Annotated in this window: 18 protein-coding genes; all 18 read left to right on the top strand. The window is 43.8% G+C overall.

Annotated elements, in window-relative coordinates:
* Nucleotides 1-3 precede the first annotated feature (3 nt).
* Nucleotides 4-996, top strand: a complete 993-nt coding sequence (gene tagF, locus L1271_RS14280; RefSeq protein ID WP_235368114.1) for a type VI secretion system-associated protein TagF — start codon at nucleotides 4-6, stop codon at nucleotides 994-996.
* Complete coding sequence (locus tag L1271_RS14275) at nucleotides 993-2,576, top strand: TssA family type VI secretion system protein (protein ID WP_235368113.1); 1,584 nt, start codon at nucleotides 993-995, stop codon at nucleotides 2,574-2,576. The genes tagF and L1271_RS14275 overlap by 4 nt, the downstream gene beginning before the upstream one ends.
* Nucleotides 2,577-2,634: 58 nt before the next feature.
* On the top strand, nucleotides 2,635-3,153 hold the full coding sequence (tssB, locus tag L1271_RS14270) for a type VI secretion system contractile sheath small subunit (RefSeq protein WP_010604827.1): 519 nt from the start codon (nucleotides 2,635-2,637) through the stop codon (nucleotides 3,151-3,153).
* Between the two features lie 11 nt (nucleotides 3,154-3,164).
* Complete coding sequence (gene tssC, locus L1271_RS14265; RefSeq protein ID WP_010604826.1) at nucleotides 3,165-4,691, top strand: type VI secretion system contractile sheath large subunit; 1,527 nt, start codon at nucleotides 3,165-3,167, stop codon at nucleotides 4,689-4,691.
* A 253-nt stretch (nucleotides 4,692-4,944) separates the two neighbouring features.
* Nucleotides 4,945-5,352, top strand: coding sequence for a hypothetical protein (locus L1271_RS14260; protein WP_235368112.1), 408 nt, complete (start codon nucleotides 4,945-4,947; stop codon nucleotides 5,350-5,352).
* A 91-nt stretch (nucleotides 5,353-5,443) separates the two neighbouring features.
* The gene (locus tag L1271_RS14255) at nucleotides 5,444-5,950 is read left to right on the top strand and encodes a hypothetical protein (RefSeq protein WP_235368111.1); all 507 of its coding nucleotides are present in this window, start codon (nucleotides 5,444-5,446) and stop codon (nucleotides 5,948-5,950) included.
* A 165-nt stretch (nucleotides 5,951-6,115) separates the two neighbouring features.
* Nucleotides 6,116-6,601 (top strand): Hcp family type VI secretion system effector, encoded by a 486-nt coding sequence (locus L1271_RS14250; RefSeq protein WP_010377064.1) that lies wholly within the window; start codon nucleotides 6,116-6,118, stop codon nucleotides 6,599-6,601.
* A 78-nt stretch (nucleotides 6,602-6,679) separates the two neighbouring features.
* Nucleotides 6,680-7,081, top strand: a complete 402-nt coding sequence (gene tssE, locus L1271_RS14245) for a type VI secretion system baseplate subunit TssE (protein ID WP_010604823.1) — start codon at nucleotides 6,680-6,682, stop codon at nucleotides 7,079-7,081.
* Nucleotides 7,081-8,805, top strand: coding sequence for a type VI secretion system baseplate subunit TssF (gene tssF / locus L1271_RS14240; RefSeq protein ID WP_010604822.1), 1,725 nt, complete (start codon nucleotides 7,081-7,083; stop codon nucleotides 8,803-8,805). The genes tssE and tssF overlap by 1 nt, the downstream gene beginning before the upstream one ends.
* Complete coding sequence (gene tssG / locus L1271_RS14235) at nucleotides 8,806-9,771, top strand: type VI secretion system baseplate subunit TssG (RefSeq protein ID WP_233525153.1); 966 nt, start codon at nucleotides 8,806-8,808, stop codon at nucleotides 9,769-9,771. It abuts the gene before it with no gap.
* A 28-nt stretch (nucleotides 9,772-9,799) separates the two neighbouring features.
* On the top strand, nucleotides 9,800-12,487 hold the full coding sequence (tssH, locus tag L1271_RS14230) for a type VI secretion system ATPase TssH (protein WP_235368110.1): 2,688 nt from the start codon (nucleotides 9,800-9,802) through the stop codon (nucleotides 12,485-12,487).
* Between the two features lie 26 nt (nucleotides 12,488-12,513).
* A complete protein-coding gene (locus L1271_RS14225; protein WP_235368109.1) occupies nucleotides 12,514-14,553 on the top strand; it encodes a type VI secretion system Vgr family protein in 2,040 nt (679 codons plus the stop codon).
* Between the two features lie 16 nt (nucleotides 14,554-14,569).
* Nucleotides 14,570-14,992, top strand: coding sequence for a hypothetical protein (locus L1271_RS14220; RefSeq protein WP_045963381.1), 423 nt, complete (start codon nucleotides 14,570-14,572; stop codon nucleotides 14,990-14,992).
* A 17-nt stretch (nucleotides 14,993-15,009) separates the two neighbouring features.
* Entirely contained in the window at nucleotides 15,010-16,161 is a 1,152-nt protein-coding gene (locus L1271_RS14215; protein ID WP_235368108.1) for a hypothetical protein, read from the top strand.
* On the top strand, nucleotides 16,148-17,188 hold the full coding sequence (locus L1271_RS14210) for a DUF2169 domain-containing protein (RefSeq protein ID WP_010604816.1): 1,041 nt from the start codon (nucleotides 16,148-16,150) through the stop codon (nucleotides 17,186-17,188). Before L1271_RS14215 ends, L1271_RS14210 begins: the two co-directional genes overlap by 14 nt.
* A complete protein-coding gene (locus tag L1271_RS14205; protein ID WP_235368107.1) occupies nucleotides 17,178-18,080 on the top strand; it encodes a hypothetical protein in 903 nt (300 codons plus the stop codon). The genes L1271_RS14210 and L1271_RS14205 overlap by 11 nt, the downstream gene beginning before the upstream one ends.
* Complete coding sequence (locus L1271_RS14200; RefSeq protein WP_235368106.1) at nucleotides 18,077-19,099, top strand: DUF4150 domain-containing protein; 1,023 nt, start codon at nucleotides 18,077-18,079, stop codon at nucleotides 19,097-19,099. The genes L1271_RS14205 and L1271_RS14200 overlap by 4 nt, the downstream gene beginning before the upstream one ends.
* Nucleotides 19,096-22,905, top strand: a complete 3,810-nt coding sequence (locus L1271_RS14195) for a toxin VasX (protein ID WP_235368105.1) — start codon at nucleotides 19,096-19,098, stop codon at nucleotides 22,903-22,905. The genes L1271_RS14200 and L1271_RS14195 overlap by 4 nt, the downstream gene beginning before the upstream one ends.

The following is a 22,905-nucleotide window of genomic DNA, read 5'->3' as shown; positions in this document are numbered from 1 at the left end:
GGCATGTTCGGTTTTTTTAATAATAAGAAAGTCGCCAAGGTACCAACGACTCAGCCATTTGGATTTATGGGTAAGAACCCAATCCAAGCAGACTTCATTAAGTTTAACGTTGATTCAAGAGAAGCGATTACGCTTGAGCGCTGGCTTCAAGAAGGGTATGCAGACATGAGCCGACAGGCGTTGATAAAAGATGTATCTTCTCAAAAAGAGCAGTCAACGCTATTCTTTATCGCCTCAGGTCAAGACGAAAACTGTTTATTAGGCACATTACAGCCAAGCGAAGATAAAAGTGGAAGACAATATCCATTTTGTTCGTTCGTGTTATCGAGTAATGCGGACTACAAACAAAACCCTGCATTTTTATTTAGTGAATGTGGTAGTGCGTTTAAATCATTAAGCTTAAGCCATGAGCTGATCAGAAACTGCAGTAGTGTCGAGCAAATGCGTCATAGCGCGCAGGAGCTTAAGCAGGTAAGTGAGCTGGTTTCGCAACCGATTGATTTCGATAAGGCGATGTCTTCATTACGAGCTTCACCGATACAGCGTGTATGGGATGCACTTGAACTAGAAGATCTTGACCAGCGAGCACAATTAATAAGCCAAGTGATGTCTGCGCTCAAAATGATCAAAACACAAGGCTGTTTGCGTTGTCAGTTCGGGTTGAAGTTACCGATGCCACAAGTGGGTGAAGATACTCAGCTGTTAGGTGCATTTTGGCTACATCTAATTACCAATATGGTGGCCGATCATCACTGGCAGCCTTGGTGTTTTTACAACTATGGTCAATTGAGCCAGAAAGCTTCGCTGGTGGTCTATTGCAGACCTATGCCAGCCTCGTATTTTGCGTCTGTTTGGCTTGAGCACAATAGCTTGTCAACGACCATTAATCTAACAGGGACTTTGCCTCAACATCCGGTGACACCGCATATGTATGAATTGGCAAAAGCATCAAATATGAGTGTTTTCGATGCGTTAAGGAGTTGGAGTAAGTTATGAGTCAACCACATAAGTATCAGAGCTGGCAGCAGTGGCATGAAAACTTATTGGCGCCTTTAGGCGGTATGCCATGCGGTGACGATTTAAAATACGAAGAGTCATTTAAATTACTAAAAGGTTCTTCATCTGGTGTTGCCGAGCCAGACTTCAAAGCCAACTTTATTTTGGCATCAGAACTGTTAGAAAAACAAACCAAAGATATTCGCATTGCGTCGTATCTAGCGTTGGCCGCTACCAATGAGTTTGGGCTAGAGGGTTTGATCCACTCGTTAGATTTGTTTAATCAGCTTTTGCAACAGTATCAGGCGCAGATCCACCCTGTGAAAGAACGTGCGAGAGCATCGGTTCATACTTGGTTCTTACAACAACAACAGCGCTTACTTGGTGTTGCTACAGCGCACAGCGCGACAATGCCGGAGCAGTGGCCAGAATTAAAGCGTGTACTCGAACAGTATGCAACAGACTCGGTGGCGATACTTGATGCAGACTCAGGGCCGCTTGCCGATTTAAAACACTGGTGTGAGCAAGGTTTGGTGTCGCAACCAGTTCCTGTACAAACTGTTGCGACGGTACAAGAGCCTGTTGAAAAGCCTGAAGTGGCAACCGCTGAACAGCCTCAAGTACAGCATTCTGTAGCGGCGACTTCACAGCCTACAGCTGTTGCTTCAAAGCCAGTTTCTACACTTGCTATTGCTGTGGAAGCACCGCACTCAGACTCGGCTTATACAGAGCAAGTTCGCAAACTATTGGCGTATGACAAAGAAAGCCAAAATTGGATGCGAGCGATTCGCTTGGCACGTGCAGTGAGGTGGGGGGCGCTTGCATTACCACCACACGATAATGAGTTGAAAACGCGCTTACCAGCCCCAAGGCAAGCGGCATTTGTGCCTATTGAAAACGCCTTAACTGCACAAAACTTTGCCCAAGCGTTAGAAAAGGCAGAAGCCTTATTCATGGAAGGGGCGATGCATTTTAACCTGAATTTACAAAGGCTAACCATCGCTGCACTTGAAGGGCTCAAGTTATTTAAAGAAGCACAGTGGATAGAATTAGAGTTAGCGGCAATCGCTGATCAATACCCAACGCTGCTCAGCCTTAAATATGAAGACGGAAGTGAGTTTTGCTCAGCAGCAAATCGGGAACGAATTGGCGAACATAAATTACTAAGCCAAGGTGACGGTGCGAACACAGACGATAATCAGAAGGTTTGGTTAGATAAATTTAAAGAAGCGCAGGCGCTTGTTGACCAAAACAAGCTTGCGCAAGCACTGCAGCTAATGGAAGGGTTTGCCCAAGACAAGTTCGATTTTGCGAAGCAAAAATTATATCAAGCGCGTTTATTGATGCGTAGTGAGCGCGCTGATCTTGCCTATCCGATGTTTGAGCAGCTGTTAAAAGACATAGAACAGTATCGACTGGATTTATGGCACGAATCGTTTGCTCTGGAGGCTTGGCGTTACGCTAAGCAATGCAATGAAGCAGTATCTACGGAGCAAGGAGATGAATTTGACCTACGAGCAACCGCGATAAAGCAGCAGATGCTCGTAACCAAAGTAAGCTCAGCGATTGACTGGGTTTGATTGTTAACCGCTGGGCTTGTAACGGCAGGCGCAACGACTGATTAAATAAGGAAAGACTATGTCTGATACGTTTCAAAAAGAGATCCCAAGAGCGCGGATTAATATAGCGCTTGAGCTGGAAACCGAAGGTGCAACGCAAAAGAGCGAACTACCGATGAAAGTTTTGGTTGTGGGTGACTATTCCAACGGCCAAAACGACAGTGACCTCGCTGAGCGTGAGCGCATTGCTATTAACAAAAATAATTTAGAGCAAGTGCTTAAAGACATGTCACCAAAAGCAAAGTTCCAAGTATCGAACAAGATTGCGGGTGACGGTGATATTGGTATCAACCTGACGTTTGATGATTTTAAGTCATTCGACCCAGAGCAGGTTGCAGCGCAAGTACCAGAGCTTAACAAGATGATGTCGATGCGTAACTTGTTACGTGATCTAAAATCTAACTTGCTTGATAACTCAACACTGAGAAAAGAACTGGAGCGTATTTTACAAAATAAACCAGAGCTAGATGAGTTAAAAGCACGCCTTAATGAGCTGGCGCCGCTTTTATCTGAGCAAGAAAAACAACCGCAAGAGTAAGGACACGACCGATGAATATGCAAGAAACGTTAAACGTTGAAGCGCGTAAAGAAGAGACTTTGACTGCTTCAGCTTACGAAACAATCTGTAATCTTGTGTCTATTGAGCCGGTTTCAAGCGAAATCAGCATTGATAACTTCCGTGATGCTAATAATCTTGCGGAAACAGACACCAATGAGCGCTTAACGGCTGCTATCAATGTCTTTTTAGACATGGCTACTAATGACAGCAAAGAAGTGTCGCGTATCGACAAGCTATTACTTGATGACTACATCGCTAAAGTCGACAAAATTATTTCTGAACAGCTGGATGAAATTTTACATCATCCACAGTTTCAAAAAGTAGAGTCAGCGTGGCGTTCATTACGTTATTTGGTAACTCGTTGTCCAAATAACTCAAACGTAAAGCTTGAGCTACTTGATGTTGATAAAGAAACACTACGTGATGACTTTGAAGAAGCACCAGATACCACGCAATCTGCGCTTTATAAGCAAGTGTATACAGCTGAATATGACACGCCAGGGGGCGAGCCAATTTCGACTATGGTGTCAAACTTTGAATTTGATTGTTCAGCGCCTGATATATCGTTATTGCAAGAAATTTCAAGGGTTTCTGCAGCAGCCCATTGTCCTTTCTTGGGTAGTGTTGGTGCCAAGTTCTTCTTAAAAGATTCGCTTGAAGAAGTGTCAAAAATTCAGGATTTGGGCTCTTACATGGAGCGTGCTGAGTTTTTACGTTGGAAGAACTTCCGTGAATCAGAAGATGCACGTTATATTGGCTTAGCGTTCCCACGCTTCTTACTGCGTTTACCATATGGTGACTTAAACCCAATTCGCCATTTTAACTATCAAGAAGACGTTAGCAGTGAGCATCACGAACGTTATCTATGGGGTAACGCGACATTTGCGTTCGCGGCAAATATCGTCCGTAGCTTCCACCAAAATGGTTGGGCGGTAAATATTCGTGGTCCACAGTCTGGCGGTCGCGTTGAAAATCTACCTCTGCATTCTTTTGAGGCTGGTCGTGGTCAAGAAACTAAGATCCCAACGGAAGTGCTGATCTCTGAAACTAAAGAGCTTGAGTTTGCAAACCAAGGGTTTATCCCTCTGAGCTATTACAAAAACAGTGACTTTGCGTGTTTTTTCTCTGCAAACAGTGCGCAAAAGCCACAAATTTTTGAGACACCGGAAGCCACCTCTAACTCGCGGATCAATGCAAGATTACCTTACATCTATTTGGTATCGCGTATTGCGCACTATATGAAGGTGATCCAGCGTGAAAATATCGGCTCCAGCAAACCTCGTCACGAGCTAGAACAGCAACTTAATGATTGGTTAGGTGCATTAGTTACTAAGATGAATAATCCAGACGAGTCTCTAATTGCTACGCACCCGTTAAAGGATGCCAACGTGACGGTTTCGGAGATCCCAGGTAACCCAGGTTATTACCGTGTGAATACATATGTGGTTCCTCATTTCCAAGTGGAAGGTATCGACGTACGTCTCGCACTCGTTGGTCAAATGCCTGGCGAAAAGTGAAGGCCTCCTGAAGAACCAATGAAGCGTATTTAGGGCAGTGAATGCTGCCCATTATTAAGCATGACATTGAACTTTAATTGTAGAGGTTCAGAAGTATCGGCAAGCGCTTATGAGATATTAGTTGAGTTTGCCTCTAAAAGTGCAAAAAGAAGAAGTTGTTAAACCGGGTTAGGTTGATTAGCGCAATAATGGAAAATAGTTGCTAATAAAAAGACCAATTTTAATATGGTTGCTGGTATTAAATGGTATATTTATGAACATAAAAGCAGACCATATTATTTGGAAAGTTATATTTTTAGTGCAGTGTTCTCTAACTGTGTTTTTAATATACGATAATCAGCTTTTTACCTCGTCTGAGATTAGCGTTGCGTTTGTAGACATTGTTGTCTTTGTCTTAGATAGCTTGGTTTTGGTAGCAAATTTATTGCTCATATTACAAGTTCGTGTGTTAAGTCGAAGAACTTGGGGGTTGGTAGTTTGGCTATGGTGGTTTGCAAATATATACTCGTTGTTAAACGAGTTTTACTTGGGCGGTTATACCTCTTCTGAAATGTTGTTTTTTGGAAATATAATCTGGATTTTAATTTTATTTTCCTTTCCTGTAATTAAGTACGGAAGCTTTATAGGAGAACCAGTTAAGCCATGCATAAACTTAAAATAATAAATGCTTACTCGTTGTACTCCAAAACAAGTGTTGTGCGATAGAAGACTGAAATATCTGAGAGAAAGAAATTATGAGGCAATGGATTGTCATGTTTAAACGAAAAGTATGTAGCTGGTTGATGGTACTAAGTACAGCCTTGGTGACTAACTTGTCATATAGCCAGGAGATGACACCAGAGCTCTTCTTTGCAAAAAAGAAATTACAAGAAGTAACTATCTCTTACACCAAGGCGATGGAAACGTGTTTTGAGCATACTCCACGCGTTCGCCCAAGCGAGCTAGAGACAGACAAACTAGAGATAGAATTAGTCGTAGAGGCAGTAAATTACCTGCATTACGTGGCGCTTAATGATTGTATGCAAGACCATGATGTAAATTTTTTAAAAGCAGTTGAGCACTACAATCAGACGGCGCCAAAGGATGAAGTGATCACGGTAGACAGTTTTGTGACGCTTAGATGGAATGAAGAGCTTAGAGCTGAATTCGAATTTAAACAGTTACCCGAAGCAGTTCAGCAGCACTTTTTGCAGCTGGATATACTAAAAACGCCATTTGATGCGGCGACGTTAGTGATGGAATTACGTGGTGACTTATAACATGTAGTGAAAGATTGCCCCAAGTTGGCTGCCACCAACTTGGGACATGTTCCCAAATTGGCATAAAGCGTGGCGCTTTGTTTGGGGATCAAACGTGAAAAACACGCGTTTGATCAATGCCTTTAATAATTAGGAAACATCTTATCTTAAAAGGAGAAATTAAAAATGGCAATTCCAGCGTATATGTGGTTAAAGGACGACCAAGGTAACGACGTTAAAGGTTCAGTAACTGTAGCTGAGCGTGAAGGTTCAATTGAGATTTTGCATTTCGATCACGAATTGCGTATCCCAACTGATAACGACACGGGCGAGCTAACAGGTACTCGTAAGCACGAGCCTTTTGTTATCACAAAAGCTGTGGATGCTGCTACTCCGTACATGTACAAAGCGTGTTCAAACGGTCAAACATTAAAGCAACTTGAGCTTAAATGGTACCGTATTGATGACACTGGTACTGAGCGTGAGTACTTCCGCCATACGCTTGAAGACGTGAAAATCACTTCAATCACGCCAACAATGCACAACGTTAAAGATTTGGATAAAGAGCGTTATCCTCACCTTGAAACAGTGCACATGCGTTACAAGCGCATCACTTGGACGTACCTAGACGGTAACATTGAGTTCTCTGACTCATGGACTGAAGGTCGTTAATTTCGAGTGTTGGAGGCCTATTGGCCTCCTTTTCAAGCTTACACTAGTTCGCGCAATGAATAGAGAGCGTATTTTTCTATGGCCTTATTTGATTTGCTAGCTCAGCCATCACGCCAAGCCTATAGCGATAACAATTTATCGCATCTAAGCGACAGCGTATGTAAACACCTAACGCAACTGTTGAATGCGCGTAGGGGAGTGCTTGAGCACTTAAGCGATTATGGTTTACCGGATGTGGAAGATTTATATGAAGGGCTACCTTATTCACAGCAAACACTTGCCAATGAAGTAAAGAGAACCATAGAAAAGTACGAACCAAGAATTACCAACCTCATCGTTCGACCCATCGACATAAAAGAGGAAAACTGTGTGATTCGATTTGAGATAAGAGCGCAATTAAAAACCGGCGAGATAATCAGATTGAATACTAAGTTTGCATCAGGTGGTAAAGCAAACGTAAATGCAGGAGGAGCAGACTAATGGATATGCAGCAATATTTTGATGCGCAAATGAGGCTGTTAACACAAGCAGGTAAACAATTTGCTCAGCAGTATCCCGAACACGCCGGCTTTTTAAATATTGACGCATTAAAGGATAGAGATCCTCATGTTGAGCGCTTGCTCGAAGGAGTCGCTTACTTAACAGCATTTACGCAAAAGCGATTGGACGAGACGCTACCTGAAGTGTCTGAGCAGGTACTCAGACAGATTTGCCCAATATTATTAAACTACTATCCGTCTACGACGGTGCTAGAGTTTGCGCCAAAACTCACCATGCAAGGACTGGTGAGTGTGCCAAAAGGCGCGAAAATATCTTCCCATAAAAGTGACAACGCGCCTGTGGCTTGTCACTTTACTACCACCGCAGAAACGAAAGTGCTGCCGTTTGAGATCTACTCTGTGGACTATCATGAGATCCACACTGGTGCGACGTTAAACTTGCACCTCAAGCGGTTAGGCCAAGGCAGTTTAGATGATTACGATCTCTCTAAATTGCGGGTGTATTTACGTGGTGACACGCCGCTTTGTGCCAGCCTTTATCAAATGATGAAGAATCCAAACGCAGCGATAGGGGTTGAGACAGGAAAGCTTGGTAGTACGACGCAATATACCTTGAGCAAATCAAAAATAGATGCCGCTTTTCATAAAGACAGCACCGGAATGCTGCCGAACAGCGAACAGAGTCATCCCGCTTATGCGTTGCTGCTTGATTACTTTAACTCTCGTGAAAAGTTCTATTTTGTTGAACTAACGGGACTGAATACACTAAATATTGATCCAGATACTAATACCATCAGCATCAAAATAGCCAGTGATATTAAATTACCACCCGGTAACAAAGTAAATGCGGATAATATCCTGCTTAATTGTGTACCTGCGGTAAATATCTACCCGGTAGATGCCGAGCCTATCCGAGTCAGTGAAAACCAAACCGAATACCAACTACATCCAGTGCAAAATAAGCTTGGAGAGAGTTTTTGTTATAGCGTGAAGTCGGTACAAGGCGCAAGCAGTAGCACCGGGGAAGCCATCGACTTTGTTTCTCGGTATAGCACGGTATATGAAGATAACGCCCATTTATATTCACTGATAAGCCGCGACATTGGCGGGGTATCGCCACAGACTTACATTCAGCTTTCAATGCAAGAAGTAGGTGATATTACCACTTTATCGACGGACCTTTTGGCACATAACGCGGCGTGGCCAAGGCAAACACTGCAAGAAGGTGATATCAATGCACAAAGCGCTGATGTGCCGTCGGTACTTAGCGTTAAAAATGTCGTAAGACCGAGCAAGTTGCTTAATTCTCCTGATTTGGCTTTACATTGGCAGCTCATTAGCTTGTTGAACATGCGTTTTTCTCAGCTTGCGGAGCCGACCCAGCTGAAAAAGCTATTGGCACTGTTTGATTGGTCGGAGCGCTCTGAAAATCGAAACCGTATCGAGAGTATCCAAGGCGCTGAATCTAAACCTATCTCATTGCTACAAAAGGGCGTATTCGTGAAAGGGATAGAGATCCATTTAACTCTAAACGAAAAGAGCTTTGTTTGTACGGCTGATGCGTATCATTTTTGTGATGTGTTGCATCAGTTCTTTAAATTATATGCGCCAATTAACGAATGTTTAAAAACCCGGGTGACGCTGCTGCCAAGTTACCACGAGTGGGAATGGGATGTGACGGCAGGCGACAGTTATCAGGTGTAAATGATGGAGCAGCAAAACCAACCCATTTGGGCAAAATTGCCAGAGCCGATAGCTAAATTGATGGCCACACCTTGGCGTTTTAGCTTGTACAAGGCGCTAACGCTTATTGAACAGCACTGGGCTAGCAATAACGAGTTACAAAGTGGCCATAGTCATCGCGTTGAAATTGCACCGTATAAAGAACTTGGGTTTCCAGCATCGGATGTTAGACGCTGCGAATTACAAGTAAGGCAACGAGGCAAGCTGAGGCTCGAAACTTCATTCCTCGGTTTGTATGGCGTTGATGCTGCGATGCCGCACTACTTGTTAGAGCAAGCCGTAGGAGACGAGGAGATAGGTGCAAGAACACGTGCATTTTTAGATCTCTTTAATCATGTGCTGTATTGCCAGTTATTTCAAAGTTGGAAGAAATCTCAGATAAACCTTGCGGGCATAGGTGCGCAGCAATTTGATCAAATAGTTGCTGCAGTATTTGAAAATAACCAGTCAGATAAGAGCAAATTAAACCTAATTAGTGCCAAACAAACCAGCGCAGCTGGGCTTGAGCAAGTATTAAAGCAAGCGCTACAAGACGAAAGCTTAACGATTAAAGATAATATCGTTGAGTGGGAAGGAATTACCGAAGCGGGTAAGTTAGGGTCAAAACAAAGCGGCTTTTCGTTGGGCGGCAATGGCATATTGGGCAAACGTGTATTGGTGACGGGCAATCGTATTTGCATTGAGCTTGGTCCAATGGACGAGGCTGAGGCGCAGCTATATGAGCCCGGTGGTGTAAAAGCCAAACGTTTATCACAATTATTAAATTGGCACACCTCCACCAAAATGAATTGGCAACTGGTTGTGCAGATCAATCGCCAAGCACGCGAGGGAACTCGGTTAGGAGCTGGCAAGCTTGGGATAAGTTGTGCGATAGGTAAAGTTAACGCACGCGTAGAGAAGAAAATATATTCACAATCACAGTTTTAATGCGAACGGGAATAGCAAGGATTAAAAGATGGACGCAACAGGCATAAAGAATCTCATAGACAAACTCAATCATCACAGCGCGACAGCGTTGGAAGCCGCGGCTGGATTCGCAGCGAGTCGAAAGCATTTTGAAGTGCTACCAGAGCATTACCTATTAAAGTTAATGGAAGAGCACAATGACGGCGATGTTGCGAAGATCTTACCTTTCTTCGAAGTTGATCAAGACGCATTGTGGAATAGTGCACTCGAATTTATCAATCAACAAGATGCAGGCAACCCGAGCAAGCCGGTTTTTTCCCGTCGTCTCTATGAGTGGTTAGAAAAAGCGTGGCTCAGTGCAAACATGCGCCATCAGAATGATTGGATCACAGGAGCTGCGCTTATTGACTCGTTCAAAGACATGGCGATATACAGCCCTGCATTTGGGCTGGCACGCGAGTTCGACAAGATTGATACACACTTCTTAAAGCAGAATTTAAATAAGATTTGTAAAGGCTCGACTGAGCGCCAAGTATTTAGTAAGCCAAATGCTGACAACACGGTGTCGAATAGTCGTTCACAAGGTGAAAGCGCACTAGAAGCATTTTGTGAAGACCTCACTGAAAAAGCACGTTCAGGTGCAATTGACCCTGTCCTTGGGCGCAACGAAGAGATCCGCCTCGCAATTGATGTGCTGTGTCGTCGCCGAAAAAATAATCCAATTTTTGTCGGTGAACCTGGGGTTGGTAAAACGGCAGTGGTAGAAGGACTTGCTCAGCGCGTTGTTGAAGGGCAAGTTCCGCCAGAACTTAAAGAAGTAAAGATCTGCGTACTGGATATGGGCCTACTACAAGCCGGAGCTGGTGTCAAAGGTGAATTTGAGCGTCGTCTTAAACAAGTCATTGATGAAGTAAAGCGTTCAGCGACCCCCGTTATCTTATTTATTGACGAAGCGCATACCTTGATTGGTGCTGGTGGCGACGCAGGCATGGGTGATGCCGCAAACTTACTAAAGCCAGCGCTTGCACGTGGAGAAGTAAGAACACTTGCTGCAACGACCTGGAGCGAATATAAAAAATATTTTGAGCGCGATGCTGCGCTTGAACGCCGCTTTCAATTAATAAAAGTCGATGAACCAACCGAGCAAGCCACAAAGCTTATGCTCACGGGTCTTAAAGATAAATACGAAAAGCACCACCAAATTCAAATCACAGACAGTGCAATTGAAGCCGCGGTTACTTTGTCTGCACGATATATCACAGGTAGACAATTACCTGACAAAGCCATTGATGTACTAGATACCGCAGCTGCTATGGTCAGAATGGGACCGGCAACATCGCCTGTTGTGATTGATAAAGCCAAAGAGCAGATCCGTTACTATCAAAGCAGAATTGAACGCTTGGCAATCGAGTCAAAGCTTGGGATTGCAGATCAAACTTGCATTCAAAGTCTCACCGATGCGCTTACACAAGCCCAAGAGCAGCTTGCTGAGCTTGAGCAAAGCCGTGAGCTGCAAATTGATACTTATAATGCTTTACACGGTGCAAGTGACGAAGAGAAACCTGCGATTAGACAAGCGCTTGCTGCGTTAAATCAAGATGATAATGCTATTTTCTCTGAAGTGACTAGTGATACGGTAGCGCAAGTGATTGCAAGTTGGACTGGGATCCCTGTAGGTAACATGGTGAAAGACGAGCTGGAGAACTTACTTAAGCTTGAGCAATCACTGGCACAAAGTGTAGTGGGGCAAAATGCTGGATTGACTGCGATTGCACAAACATTACGGGTTGCAAAAGCGGGTGTGTCGGCGTCGTCTGGCCCACTGGGCGTATTTTTATTAGCAGGTCCTTCAGGGGTGGGTAAAACCGAAACGGCAAAACACATAGCCGAGCTATTATTTGGTGGTGAAAAGTTCTTAACCACGATAAACATGAGTGAATATCAAGAAGCACACACGGTATCACAACTCAAAGGCTCACCACCGGGGTATGTGGGTTATGGTGAAGGCGGGGTGTTAACCGAAGCGGTGCGTCAACGCCCATATTCTGTGGTGTTACTTGACGAAGTGGAAAAAGCCCACGCAGATGTCATGAATATGTTCTACCAAGTGTTTGAAATGGGCGTAATGCGTGATGGTGAGGGGCGTGAAATTGATTTTAGAAACACGGTTATCATCATGACTTCTAATTTAGGGGCTGAGCAAATCATCAATGCTTGTACACCAGAAACCGAGCAGCAGGCCATGCAACAAATGGTGGATGGGATCATTCAGCAAGGCGTACCTGAAGATGAAGAAGCACAAGACAACAACGAGGAAGAAACACCGTTTGAGAGACCGAGCTTTCAGCAGCTAGTCAGCTTAATTAAGCCAAACTTGCTCGCGCATTTTGCACCTGCGCTTTTAGCACGTATGCAGGTTGTGCCTTTCTTCCCGCTTGATACCGATGTGTTAAAACATATCGTGGCACTTAAGCTTGAGAAGGTCGCAGCGCGACTTCGTGACAATCACGCTATACAACTGCGCGTAGATCAAACGGCGTTAGATTATCTAGCCGATAAGTGCGCTATGTCTGATAGTGGCGCACGATTGGTTAACGCAACAATTGAACAGCAAATTTTACCTGGGATCGCTCGCTCAATTTTGGGCTTTATGAGCGAAGAAGATATGCCAGATTTGCTGACGCTGACACTGGATGAAAATGGTGAAATTGAAGCCGTATTCGCCGACTTAAGTTAACGGTAGATACGAGTAAGGAGACAAAAATGGAAATGTTCGCATCACTTGCCGATAAACTGCCTAAGGCAAACGAAAGTCACTTTGCAATCGAAATTGCGGGGTTGTCTGGGAGTTTATTTAAAGTATTGAGTTTTGAATCACAGAATGACAGCTTATGCAGTGACTATCGCTTCGATATTGAGGTGTTAAGTGAGGAACTAATTGAGCCTGATTTGGTGATTGGTAAAGATGTTACATTTTCCATTACATGGGCTATGTCTGACAGAACGGTTTCGGGGATTATTACCGAATATGTCTGCCATGGTCGCAGTCATCAAGGCTACGTGTATACCTTATCCTTTCAATCACTTTTGGTGTTACTCAAACATCAACGATCTAATCGCGTTTTTACCGACATGTCTGCGGATGCCATCGTTAAAAGTGTGTTAGACAAGGCAGGGTTCCCGTCAGGAAAATTGCAACTGAAGGCATCATCACCATCCCTTGCTATGACTGTGCAGTACGATGAAAGTGATTTTGACTTTGTAACGCGTCTAATGCGCCGCTACGGTTTTGTTTACGGCAGCACAGAGTCAGCGGGCAGTCAAGCCAATCTGTCAGTGTTTGGCCGCAGCAGTGATTTTTCTGCAGAGATGGAAGAGATCACCTTGCCTTATGCGTCACCTACCGGACAAGTTAGGCCAAGTGAGTCTGTCTTTGCCTTTTCTAAAAAAGCGAGCCTACTAAATAGCGGCTTTAGGCTGTACGACGAAGACTATGAAAAATGCTGTGCGTTGTCTGTTAATAGTAACAATCAAACAGAGGTTGGTGGCTTTGGTGAAGACAGTATATTTGCTGAAAACTTCATGACTGAAGGAGATGGCGACGCGCTTACCAAAGTACACCAGCAAAGCATTGATTGTCAGCGAAATCTTTTTGTTATTGATACCGACTGTCGAGCTCTTCGTCCAGGTGTAGCTTTAACCATAACCGATCACCCTAATTACAGCGGTCGTTACTTAGTGGTGTCCGTTGCCCATAAAGGCTGTCAAGGTGGCAGCGTTGAATATGGCTCCAAGGTAAAAGGCTTAACCTATAAAAACCAAGCGACGATCATCCCAATTGATGTGCAGTTTAAAGCGCCTGTCATAAAACGCAAAAAGGTCTTTGCATCGTTTAACGCCACGATCGAACAAGAAGTGGATAACAAAGGACGGTATAAAGTCAAGTTGCCATTTAACCAAGATGGTGAAGGGGAAGAGAGTAAACCGACTCGACTTATGCAGCACTATGGTGGACCGGGTGGATACGGCATGCATTTTCCTTTAAACAAAGGAACTGAGGTCATGGTGGCGGGTGAAAATGGTGATTTAGACAGGCCAATTATTCTCGGTGCGCTATTTAACGAGGAGGCACTAAGCCCTGTAACTTTTGAGAATTCCAGCGAAAACAAATTGGTGACAAGAGCGTCAAACACTTTGTTGATGGATGACAAAGAAGGCGAAGAGAAAATTCAATTGTTCACCAAATCGCAAGAAAATATACTCGAATTTAATGCCACCGAAGGTAGCGAATTTATCAAGCTTGAAACCAAAAAAGGTTACATCGATATTAAATCGAAAGAAGCGATGACGCTGCAATCACAAGCGAATATTGTGGCACAAGCCGACAAAGAAATAAGCATTCGCGCAGAAGATGCTGTTTATATCCAAAGTATTGAGTCCAATATTGAGATCAATGCCAAAGAGGCTATTCAACTCACCGCAGATACCGACATTAAAATTCAGTCTGCTGATAGCAATATTCAATTCGAAGCGCAGCAATCCATTAATCTAGAGGCCGCGCAAGACATCAGTTACTTCAGTGTTGACGGTAACGTCGAGCTTGCGGCGCAAAATGGTAACTTGACCATCAATGCCGATAGAAACATTTCTATCGTTGGCCAAGGTAGCGGCTCAATTCAGCTTTCTCAAGGCGGCGGTAAAATAGAAATTGATGCGGCAGGTAATATTACCATTGATGCGAACAACTTGAACTTAAGCGCCAGCAACATTTCAGTGTCTGGCTCTGCAATTAGCCATAACTAAGCAGGGAGCAAAGTCTATGAAAACTAATGTCGTACAATTTCCACCATCGTTGAGTAACATCGTATGGCGTGTATCTGCCATTGATAAATTAGGCAAAGTGTTACGAGTGAAGTGTGACGAATCTAATGTAGAAATGAAGGTTAAAGGTCAATTAGACAGTGTGACACGCGTAAGTATTGACGACGAAGTGTTGCTACATAGCGTGGCAATGCCTATCGTTATTGGTCGCTTAGCTGCACCGCAAGACTTTCCGGCAGCGTCGGTGACAAATAACAACGGCACTGTGGTGTTAAATGGCGAGCAAAAAGTCTGTGTCAAAACCAAAAATGGCAGCATTGCGATCAACGGCAATGGTGAGATACAGCTTGAAGGTAAACTGTTAAACGCCGATATTGAGCAAGATCTCAGCCTCCAAGGCTGGCCAATTCGATTAAATTAAGCTGATACGGTGTGACTATGTTTTTAGCTGCAACCAAATTGGCCGTTCACCGTCAGCAACTCAAGTCGCTTTGGCGTCATTATCAAAAGTTTAATGCACGCCAAGTAGTTGAGACTGGGCGTTTACATGCTCTTGAAAAACAACTATTAAATCATGTGTATACCTTAGCTGCGACGGACGAAGAACACTGGATAAATCGCTCCCAACTAGATTGTATCGCGCATGGGTCGATTGACGATGTATTTACGTTAACCCAAGAGATTGATTCACCACAGCTGTTGTTACTTATTAACCATCTTTTTGGGACAAGAGCGCTTGAAGCCCAAGCTAGTGAGATCATCACGGCGATTAACAGCGAGCCTGCGCTTGCTGAGCTGCTCATTCATAACTTGTCAGCATGGCGCATTGATTTTGGTGATGCACTCAGGCAGCGAATTTTATCAACAGATGAAAATTGGCCTACGAGCCTTATCTATTTAGCATTTAGTACGGCTAACTTGTCGCGCCACCAACTCATGGCCGCACTTGAACATAGCAACCCTGAAATTGCCTACACGGCATTGGTGAATATGTGGCTGTGTAATACAGAGCAACTTTCAGAGCACTTAGTTAAGCGGTTTGCGATGACCGATGATGCCGCGCTAAAAGCAAAACTATTGCAGCTGGCAGGTTTACTCGATGAGCCAAAATGGGATGAACCATGCTTACTTTATTGTCAGCATAATCCAAGCTACATTGCAGAAGTATTTCCGTACTTTTCTCATACCCGTTCGTTACAAAATCTAGTTAAGTTACTCGAAGCCCCCAGTACCGCTCGTCCAGCTTACGAGGCGTGGAAACAAATCACCGCTCTCGACTTGCCTGAAGAATTTGCAATAAGTGATGCACAAACTGGCGTTAAGTCTCAAAAATCGCAAAAATTACCCAGTTTTAAGCAAGCAGAATACGAACGCCAAGCCCTAATTACAGCAAATATCCAACATCAACTCGCAGGGCGTAAAGTCTCTGAGCCAGCGGCTTGGTTACAACAGGGATTGGCTGGCCTTGCTATACAGCGCAAGCTTTCCAAAATTTCCTCGTATGCACTTGGCGCTGCGCTTTTTTACATGCCGATGGCTTATCTTCAATGGCAATCAGTAAAGCAGGAGTTGAACCATGCTAGTGAATGAATCCGAGTGGCAAAGTAGCACGGTTGAGGCTTGGGATGAGGAAAAAGATCCCATCGTAGTCATCGCTGTGAAGCAGAACTTTGAATACGACGTAAAGGGTAATGTGTATCCCGATCCAACTGGAGCGCCAGTTGTGCTTGCTGATGACTTTGACGGTGAGGGGCTTGAAGCCTGCCTAACCGCCGTTAGCGAAGTTCAGCCCTATAAAACCGGTTTTGAAGTATACGGTGAATTGACCTGTTTTCCACCAACCGATAAGCAAGCGCGAGTGATTGAAGTTGGACTAAAACTCGGCTGTAACGACAGTGTATTTGTTGATAAATTACTTCGAGTTACTGGTGAGCGTGTGTGGAAGCGATCGCTATTCGGGCCTGTGGCGAGCGATCCACAAGTATTATCGTCCTGTGTATTAAATTACCAACTTGCCTATGGCGGCACAAGTCCGTCGGATGAAGAACAAGTTTCTACCCAAAATCCCCTTGGTCGTGGTTATAAGCTCAAAAATAAAGAAGCGAAAGGCCAGCCATTGCCACAAGTGGAGTATGCTAATCAGGTATTAAAAAAGCCGAGCCACGACACTGCGGTTGCAAGCTTTGCAGCGATCCCGCCATTTTGGTCGCCAAGGATGGATAAACTTCCTGAGGTTGACGAAGCCCAAGCTTTAGCGGGCAAGTTTCCATTTAAAGCAGCAGTCCCCGCTGCGCATTATCAAGTCGCACCGCAAGACCAACAAACTCAAAACCTATTTAGTGATGGCTGGTGGATTGATATGATGGGCTTGACGCCAGATTTGCCTTATGGACAAAGCCTGAAGCTGACGTTACCAAGAGCTGTGCCACGTTGTCGTTTAGTTAATGGCCCAGACGCCACGCCTATTGATATGCAGTGTGATACGCTGGTAATTGACTCGCAAACACAGCAGTTTTCATTAATTTGGCGAGGAAGGGTAAAAAAGAGCCAAACAGGCAGTAACAGTGTGTTCTTAGTCGAAGAGGCGCAAGCGCAAGGAGTGGCACATGCAGTTTGAATTAATCGCGCTAGAAACCCCCGCCGGTAACCACCCCAGTGCTTTATATACCGCGGTCGCAAACAACATGCGCTTTTGCACGCCAAGCAAAGCCATTGTTAGATACGATAGAAGCCTCGATGCACCATACTTGCGCGCACAAATTGAAGAAATCTCGGTCACACTGCGTAAAGACCGCTGTTTAGCCATTCTAGAATCTTTATTAAGCCAGACTAAGCAACGGTTTGATGGCAGTGCCAACGCGTGGGATGGCACCATTAATCTAGTTACTGCCAACACAAAAGCAGAAGAGCCATATATAGAACTGTCCGATGTTAGGGCGCTTTGTGACCATCTTGATCTGAACGTTGACTATATTCAGTTGTATCAAGTGCTTGATATTGATTCGCTCTCGCCAAATAGTCTCTATGTATTTGTAGATAGTTGCGTTGGTTATGATGAAGCGTCAAAACCAAACTGGGTAGGCAAGCTACAAGTTGTTGGCGGCCCCGAAGGTGTTGTATTAAGTGAAGGCGGTTGCGTACTGCTTGGTACAAGCGCTAGTAAAAATGCATGCCAAACCAAAGCATACCAGGGCGACTTAGGTGAGCTATTAAAAGAGCTGCACGCAGAGGTAAGTGAGCCCTATATTTCAACCCGCTTACTCAGTGAACAGTGGCAAAGAGAATGGCTTAATGCCAGCCGCGCCTTGTACCAAGAGCATGACGCGTTAATTGAACTCAACAACACGGCAAATACCATTGGTTATATTGGCGCTGGCCATAATGCAATAGGACTTGCGGTTGCTAGTAGTTATCTACATAACCCGTTAAATCGCCATATTGACAGAGTGTGGCTGATCACAGAGCAAGAAAAACCACAATTAATCTCAGTAACAAGGAGTGTGTTATGAGCTTTATCGCGGCAGTAAAAGGAAAAGAGCCTGATTCAATTCAGTACGATCAAGATGCCATGTCTGCAATGCTTCGAGTAGGCGGGAGTGTGTCGTGGCGACATAATAATCCCGCATTGCTAAAGCTTACTATCGCAGCGAAAAATAATGGTGCTATTGGCTGTGTAAATGGGATTGCCGTATTTCCTGATAAAGCAAGCGGTGAAAACGCGTTTATAGATGAGATTGCGCGCGCTAAATATGGCGATATGATGCTAGGTGAAATGATAACCGAATTTGCCAATGACTATATTGTCCCACCGCCTAAGTGGAACGATGAAAAAAACGAGCCGATTTTACCTCATGAAGAACCAGAAACTGGCATGGATATGCATAAGCCCATTGACAACGCTCGGGCATTTTTAGGTTTGGTTGAACGCAAAATAGGATGGCAAGCTGGCACTGAGGAACAAATTGAAAAAGATGTAGATAGCGAAGCACAGCAGGTAGGCATCGTGAGCGGCCAAAACGTATTAATTAATGGTCGCACCGCAGTCCATAAAGACAGTGGTGGCATGCTAAATACCATAGATGTGTGCTGGACTAAGATTGGTAAGGTTGTTGTGCCAATTCCTTATAGCAATCTCGCCAAATCAGGTGATGCAGCGAGCACCGCAAGCTCGGTAAAAATTAACGGCAACCCTGCAGCCAATATAAAAAGTAACTTTTCAAAAAGCACAGGTGACCAACCCGGTAAAAAGAAAGGCATTGCCAGCGGCACTATCAAAGGCAAAGCAGAGTTTATTACTAGCTCTTTTGATGTGTATATCGAAGGAAAACCCGCCGTGCGCCAAGGAGATCTTATGATCTCTAACAGTAAAAACACGCCACCTGCTCCTCTTAACCAACCTGGCGGTGCAACCCCTAGCTCACTGTCAGTGGCAAAAAGAGATGCAACCCCCGATAAATCAGGAAGTAAAAAGTTAAAAGTAAGCGTATCAGGTAAAGAGTATTACAAGGATGGAGTGAAACTAGGATGAGTGATTTTACAGTACCAGACTTAACGAATCTTGAAACCGCTCACAGAGAGCTGGTTTTTGAAGGGCTAGCAAACGACCAAGAGAAAGTGTCTTTGATGGTTGCTGATACTAACCCAGATCTTGGCACCTCGGGATACTACAAAATACCACTTGGTACTTCTTCGGCGAATGACACTGCACAAGATGCAGAAGTGGAGTTGGTCCATATTTATCCGTTGAGAATGGGGATAGACGGAGAAGATCAGCTAAGAGAAGGATTTATCTATATTTACGTTGACGGACACTTATGGCGAGAGCTGGAAGTACTTCCAAGGGAAAATGGTGAAGGTGTCGCGTTTAAAGATGTCAATTTAGCCTTTCAAAAGGGTCATAGAGTTATTCGTGTTGCTGAATATTCTTATAAAAAAGATAACTATGGCAAAGAGTGTAGTGTAGACAATACGGAATTAGCACTTGAGATGGTTGACAAAGGTGAGCGAAAAGCCACTACAGAAGAGCTCAGTACCATCATCGTCCCAAACAAGTTGTATGGTCAACAGTGTAGTGTAGAAATTGCTTATTCAGAAACTCAATGGAGCTGGAAGCAAATTGAAGCATTTGGCGGTATGGCTGAAACGGATCCGCGTTTAAATTATGGACCAAGTGTAAAGCCCGGTCTTAACGGAGACCAAGCGACCAACAGACGTGCCAACAGAATGCAAAAACTTGATAAACTGGCAAGTTTTAAGCAGGGTTACGATAATTCGACATTACCCGATCACCTAGTTTTACCTGTTCCAGATATGTCAGGTGTGTATGTACCGGTACTAGCCGACAGTATAGGGTTAGCCCGTGACACCAGCGCCAGGGTTGCGATATATCGCAAGGAGTTGTTAAGCCTTCCCGTAACGTCAATACAACAAGATCCTGAATTTAAATCAGAGTCTAAGACTGAACGTTTCGAACCTAGTCCAAACCAATTGGCAAAGCGTTCGTTAGCAACTGCAATTCAGAGCACATTCTTTCACTATCCAAAAGGAATAGAAAAGAAGAAGGCGCTCGGAGTGGAAGTTGATGAAGACGCTGAGGATCTTGCACAGCAGTATCGGGAATATATAGAAGATAGCTTCAGCACCACTGAATTTAGAAAATATCTTCACACTGACCGCGCCTTTGAACTCGGTCTGCAAATTAATCAATCAAAAGCGAAGCTCTTTGAGATTATGAGCGACGAGCAAAAAAACAATTCTTTTTATTACTCCATTGAAGACTATGCCTACTACGATGATATACGCCGGTGCTTACTATACGCAGTATGCTCCGATGTACTCGGCCCAATAAAGGACTTAACCATTACCCTGATCAGTCATTTTGCGGTGTCAGACGATGATTTCAAAAAGTTAGATGAATTGGATGCGAATGACGTAGGGCAAGAGTGTTGGCTAAAAGTGATGGGGACGCATCCGACTGAAAGGCTAAGATTAATTGAGCTGCTCTATCCTAAAAAGATAAAGGATGAGATGACAGCGTATGAGTGCCGTCTTAAAGGTTCAAACGACGAATTTGACACGCGCTTTGATCTTACGCTTATGCAAGATAACTTGCAGCCCATGCATGACCAAGACTCATCATTTACAGATGCGGTAATACAAGTACTCCGAAGAGCCTCACAGGCGATGTGGGGATTCTTGGTGATTGGTCTCGAGGTGCCAACTGGATTAAATGCAGCGCAAGGGCAGGATATTAAATCGGTATACGGAGACCGTAAAGCCAAAGCAGAAACGCTAGCGCTTGATACAAATGCACTAAAAGATGAAAAAGTGGCACTAGAGCGCTCTATTGAAGCTAAACAAGCGGAAATTAATGCTTACATTAAAGCGCGTAACCAAATTTTAAATGCGGCTGTTGCAGGAGGCATGAATCCTGACTCAGTAGTGGCACAGCTAGACTTACAAATAAAACGCCAAGAGCAAGCATTACGTGATATCAAAAAAACTGCCTCCAATGTGCAATACCAACTAACGAATGCAAAGAGAGAGCTTAGTGCATTGTCAAGCTCTATAGAGTATGCAAAATCAGCTAGATTTGAAAACAGTGTCAGAGGGGATCTCTTTGGTCGATTTAAGCAATTAGTAGATGTTTCGACAAATGGTTTGATAAAAGAGATTAACCTATCAATTGCAGACTATTTAGATGGCAATTTACCTGATGGATTTTTACCACTGGACTTTCAGTCAAAAGCTGAACGAGCATCTAAGCGCCTGAATGAGCTGGAAAAAGCGGCAGAGGCGTTTGCTGATAGTCATCAGAAGACCCCTGTAGCACACCCTTATGTCAGAACTGAGTTGGGTGGAGGACAGATTGTTCAGCAACAGTTAGGTCATATTTTGTCTCTAGACGGTACGTTAGGTGAAATTGAAAAAACACTGCAGCGACAAAAAATAAAAGCCGAATTTGCACAAAAACGCTTACAGCAAAAAGTATTGGTGTTGGATGCGAGTAAGATTGCCAAACTTAATTTCGAAGTTGGGGATATAAGAAAAGAAGTTCAAGATTATACAAAAAGAATAAATAGAAATAACTGGAAGCTTGAGAGCCTCAATAAAGAAGCTGACTCCTTGAAGCGGCTCTCAAAGTTTAGTGTAAAACCTCAAGTTTATAATATAGCCTTAAACGGAGCACTGTCTTTTGTTGCTGCATTAGAGGCAGTTAATTTATTCGACACTATGAAAAATGTTAACGCAAGTGGTCTTGCGAAAGTGTCGGCAGTATTCGACTTTGCCGATATTATGATCAATATCGGTGCAAATGTGGTAGAAAAAAAGGCTGGGTTGCCCACTGCGAAACAAGTTAACGCTATTTTAAAGAACTCAGCAGAACACATATCTCCAATGGGAATGTTAAGAGGGGTACTGGTTTTTACAGCAAATGCGGTAACGTTAATAGCTGCAGCCGTTAGTGCTTATGTTGCGTTTAAGGATGCGATGTTAGAAAAGAAAAGCGGAGATACTGCGTTATATTACGCCAATATGACGATGATGGTGGGTTTTTTGTCACTAACCGCTTCAGCAAGCTTAGTCGCTGCAACACATTTAATTTCCGCCTTAAGTGTTGGCGCAGTCGCAACATTTGGCGCTATTGCAAGTGCGTTAGGGTTATTGGGTTTGTTGATTATCTTAATTGGTGCTGGTTTACTACTTGTTTTTCATGAGTCTGAAATTGAGGCTTGGCTAAATGCCTGTCCTTGGAGTAAAAAGCAACAACAAAAATATATAGACGATAGCAATAAGTCTTCTGCTGTAAGGGCGTCAACATGGCAACATAAAATGGAAAATGCATTAACCGATTTTTATAGTATGTTGTACTCGCCTGCGATAAATATTCAAAGATTTTTAAGTGTGTTTAAAGTGCAGGTAAGCGCGCCACTAACCAATGAATTAGAAGGGTTTTCTGCTCGTTTCTACTGGTCAAAAGAAGGTGATGATAAAATACAGGAGCTAAATCATCATCAGTTGGCCAAGCTTAGCAGTGGTTGGAAGCTATATCCTAATCGAACCGGTTATTACTTTGAGTTCACTGAAGGAAAACTCTGTGAACTGCTAAACCTAGAAGTTGGTAGCTCTATTGAGTTAATCATAGAAGTAGAAAGTTATCCCAATGGCAAAGGTAAAAAAGTGATCGAGAGCGCTACAGAGTTGTACTCCTTGCCGACGGTGGTGACTAAAAAAGACGATGGTTATTTGATCACTAAAGGGGTTAGATACATTAAAGAACTTTCAAGATTAAATCAAAAGTTCAGATTTCCTGAAAGGCCGCCAATAAGATAG

Origin of the sequence: Pseudoalteromonas sp. OF5H-5 (assembly GCF_021530695.1) — a bacterium.
In the GTDB taxonomy this organism is placed as follows: domain Bacteria; phylum Pseudomonadota; class Gammaproteobacteria; order Enterobacterales; family Alteromonadaceae; genus Pseudoalteromonas.
The sequence above is the reverse complement of the archived record's forward strand: the minus strand, read 5'-3'. Positions and strand labels throughout refer to the sequence as shown.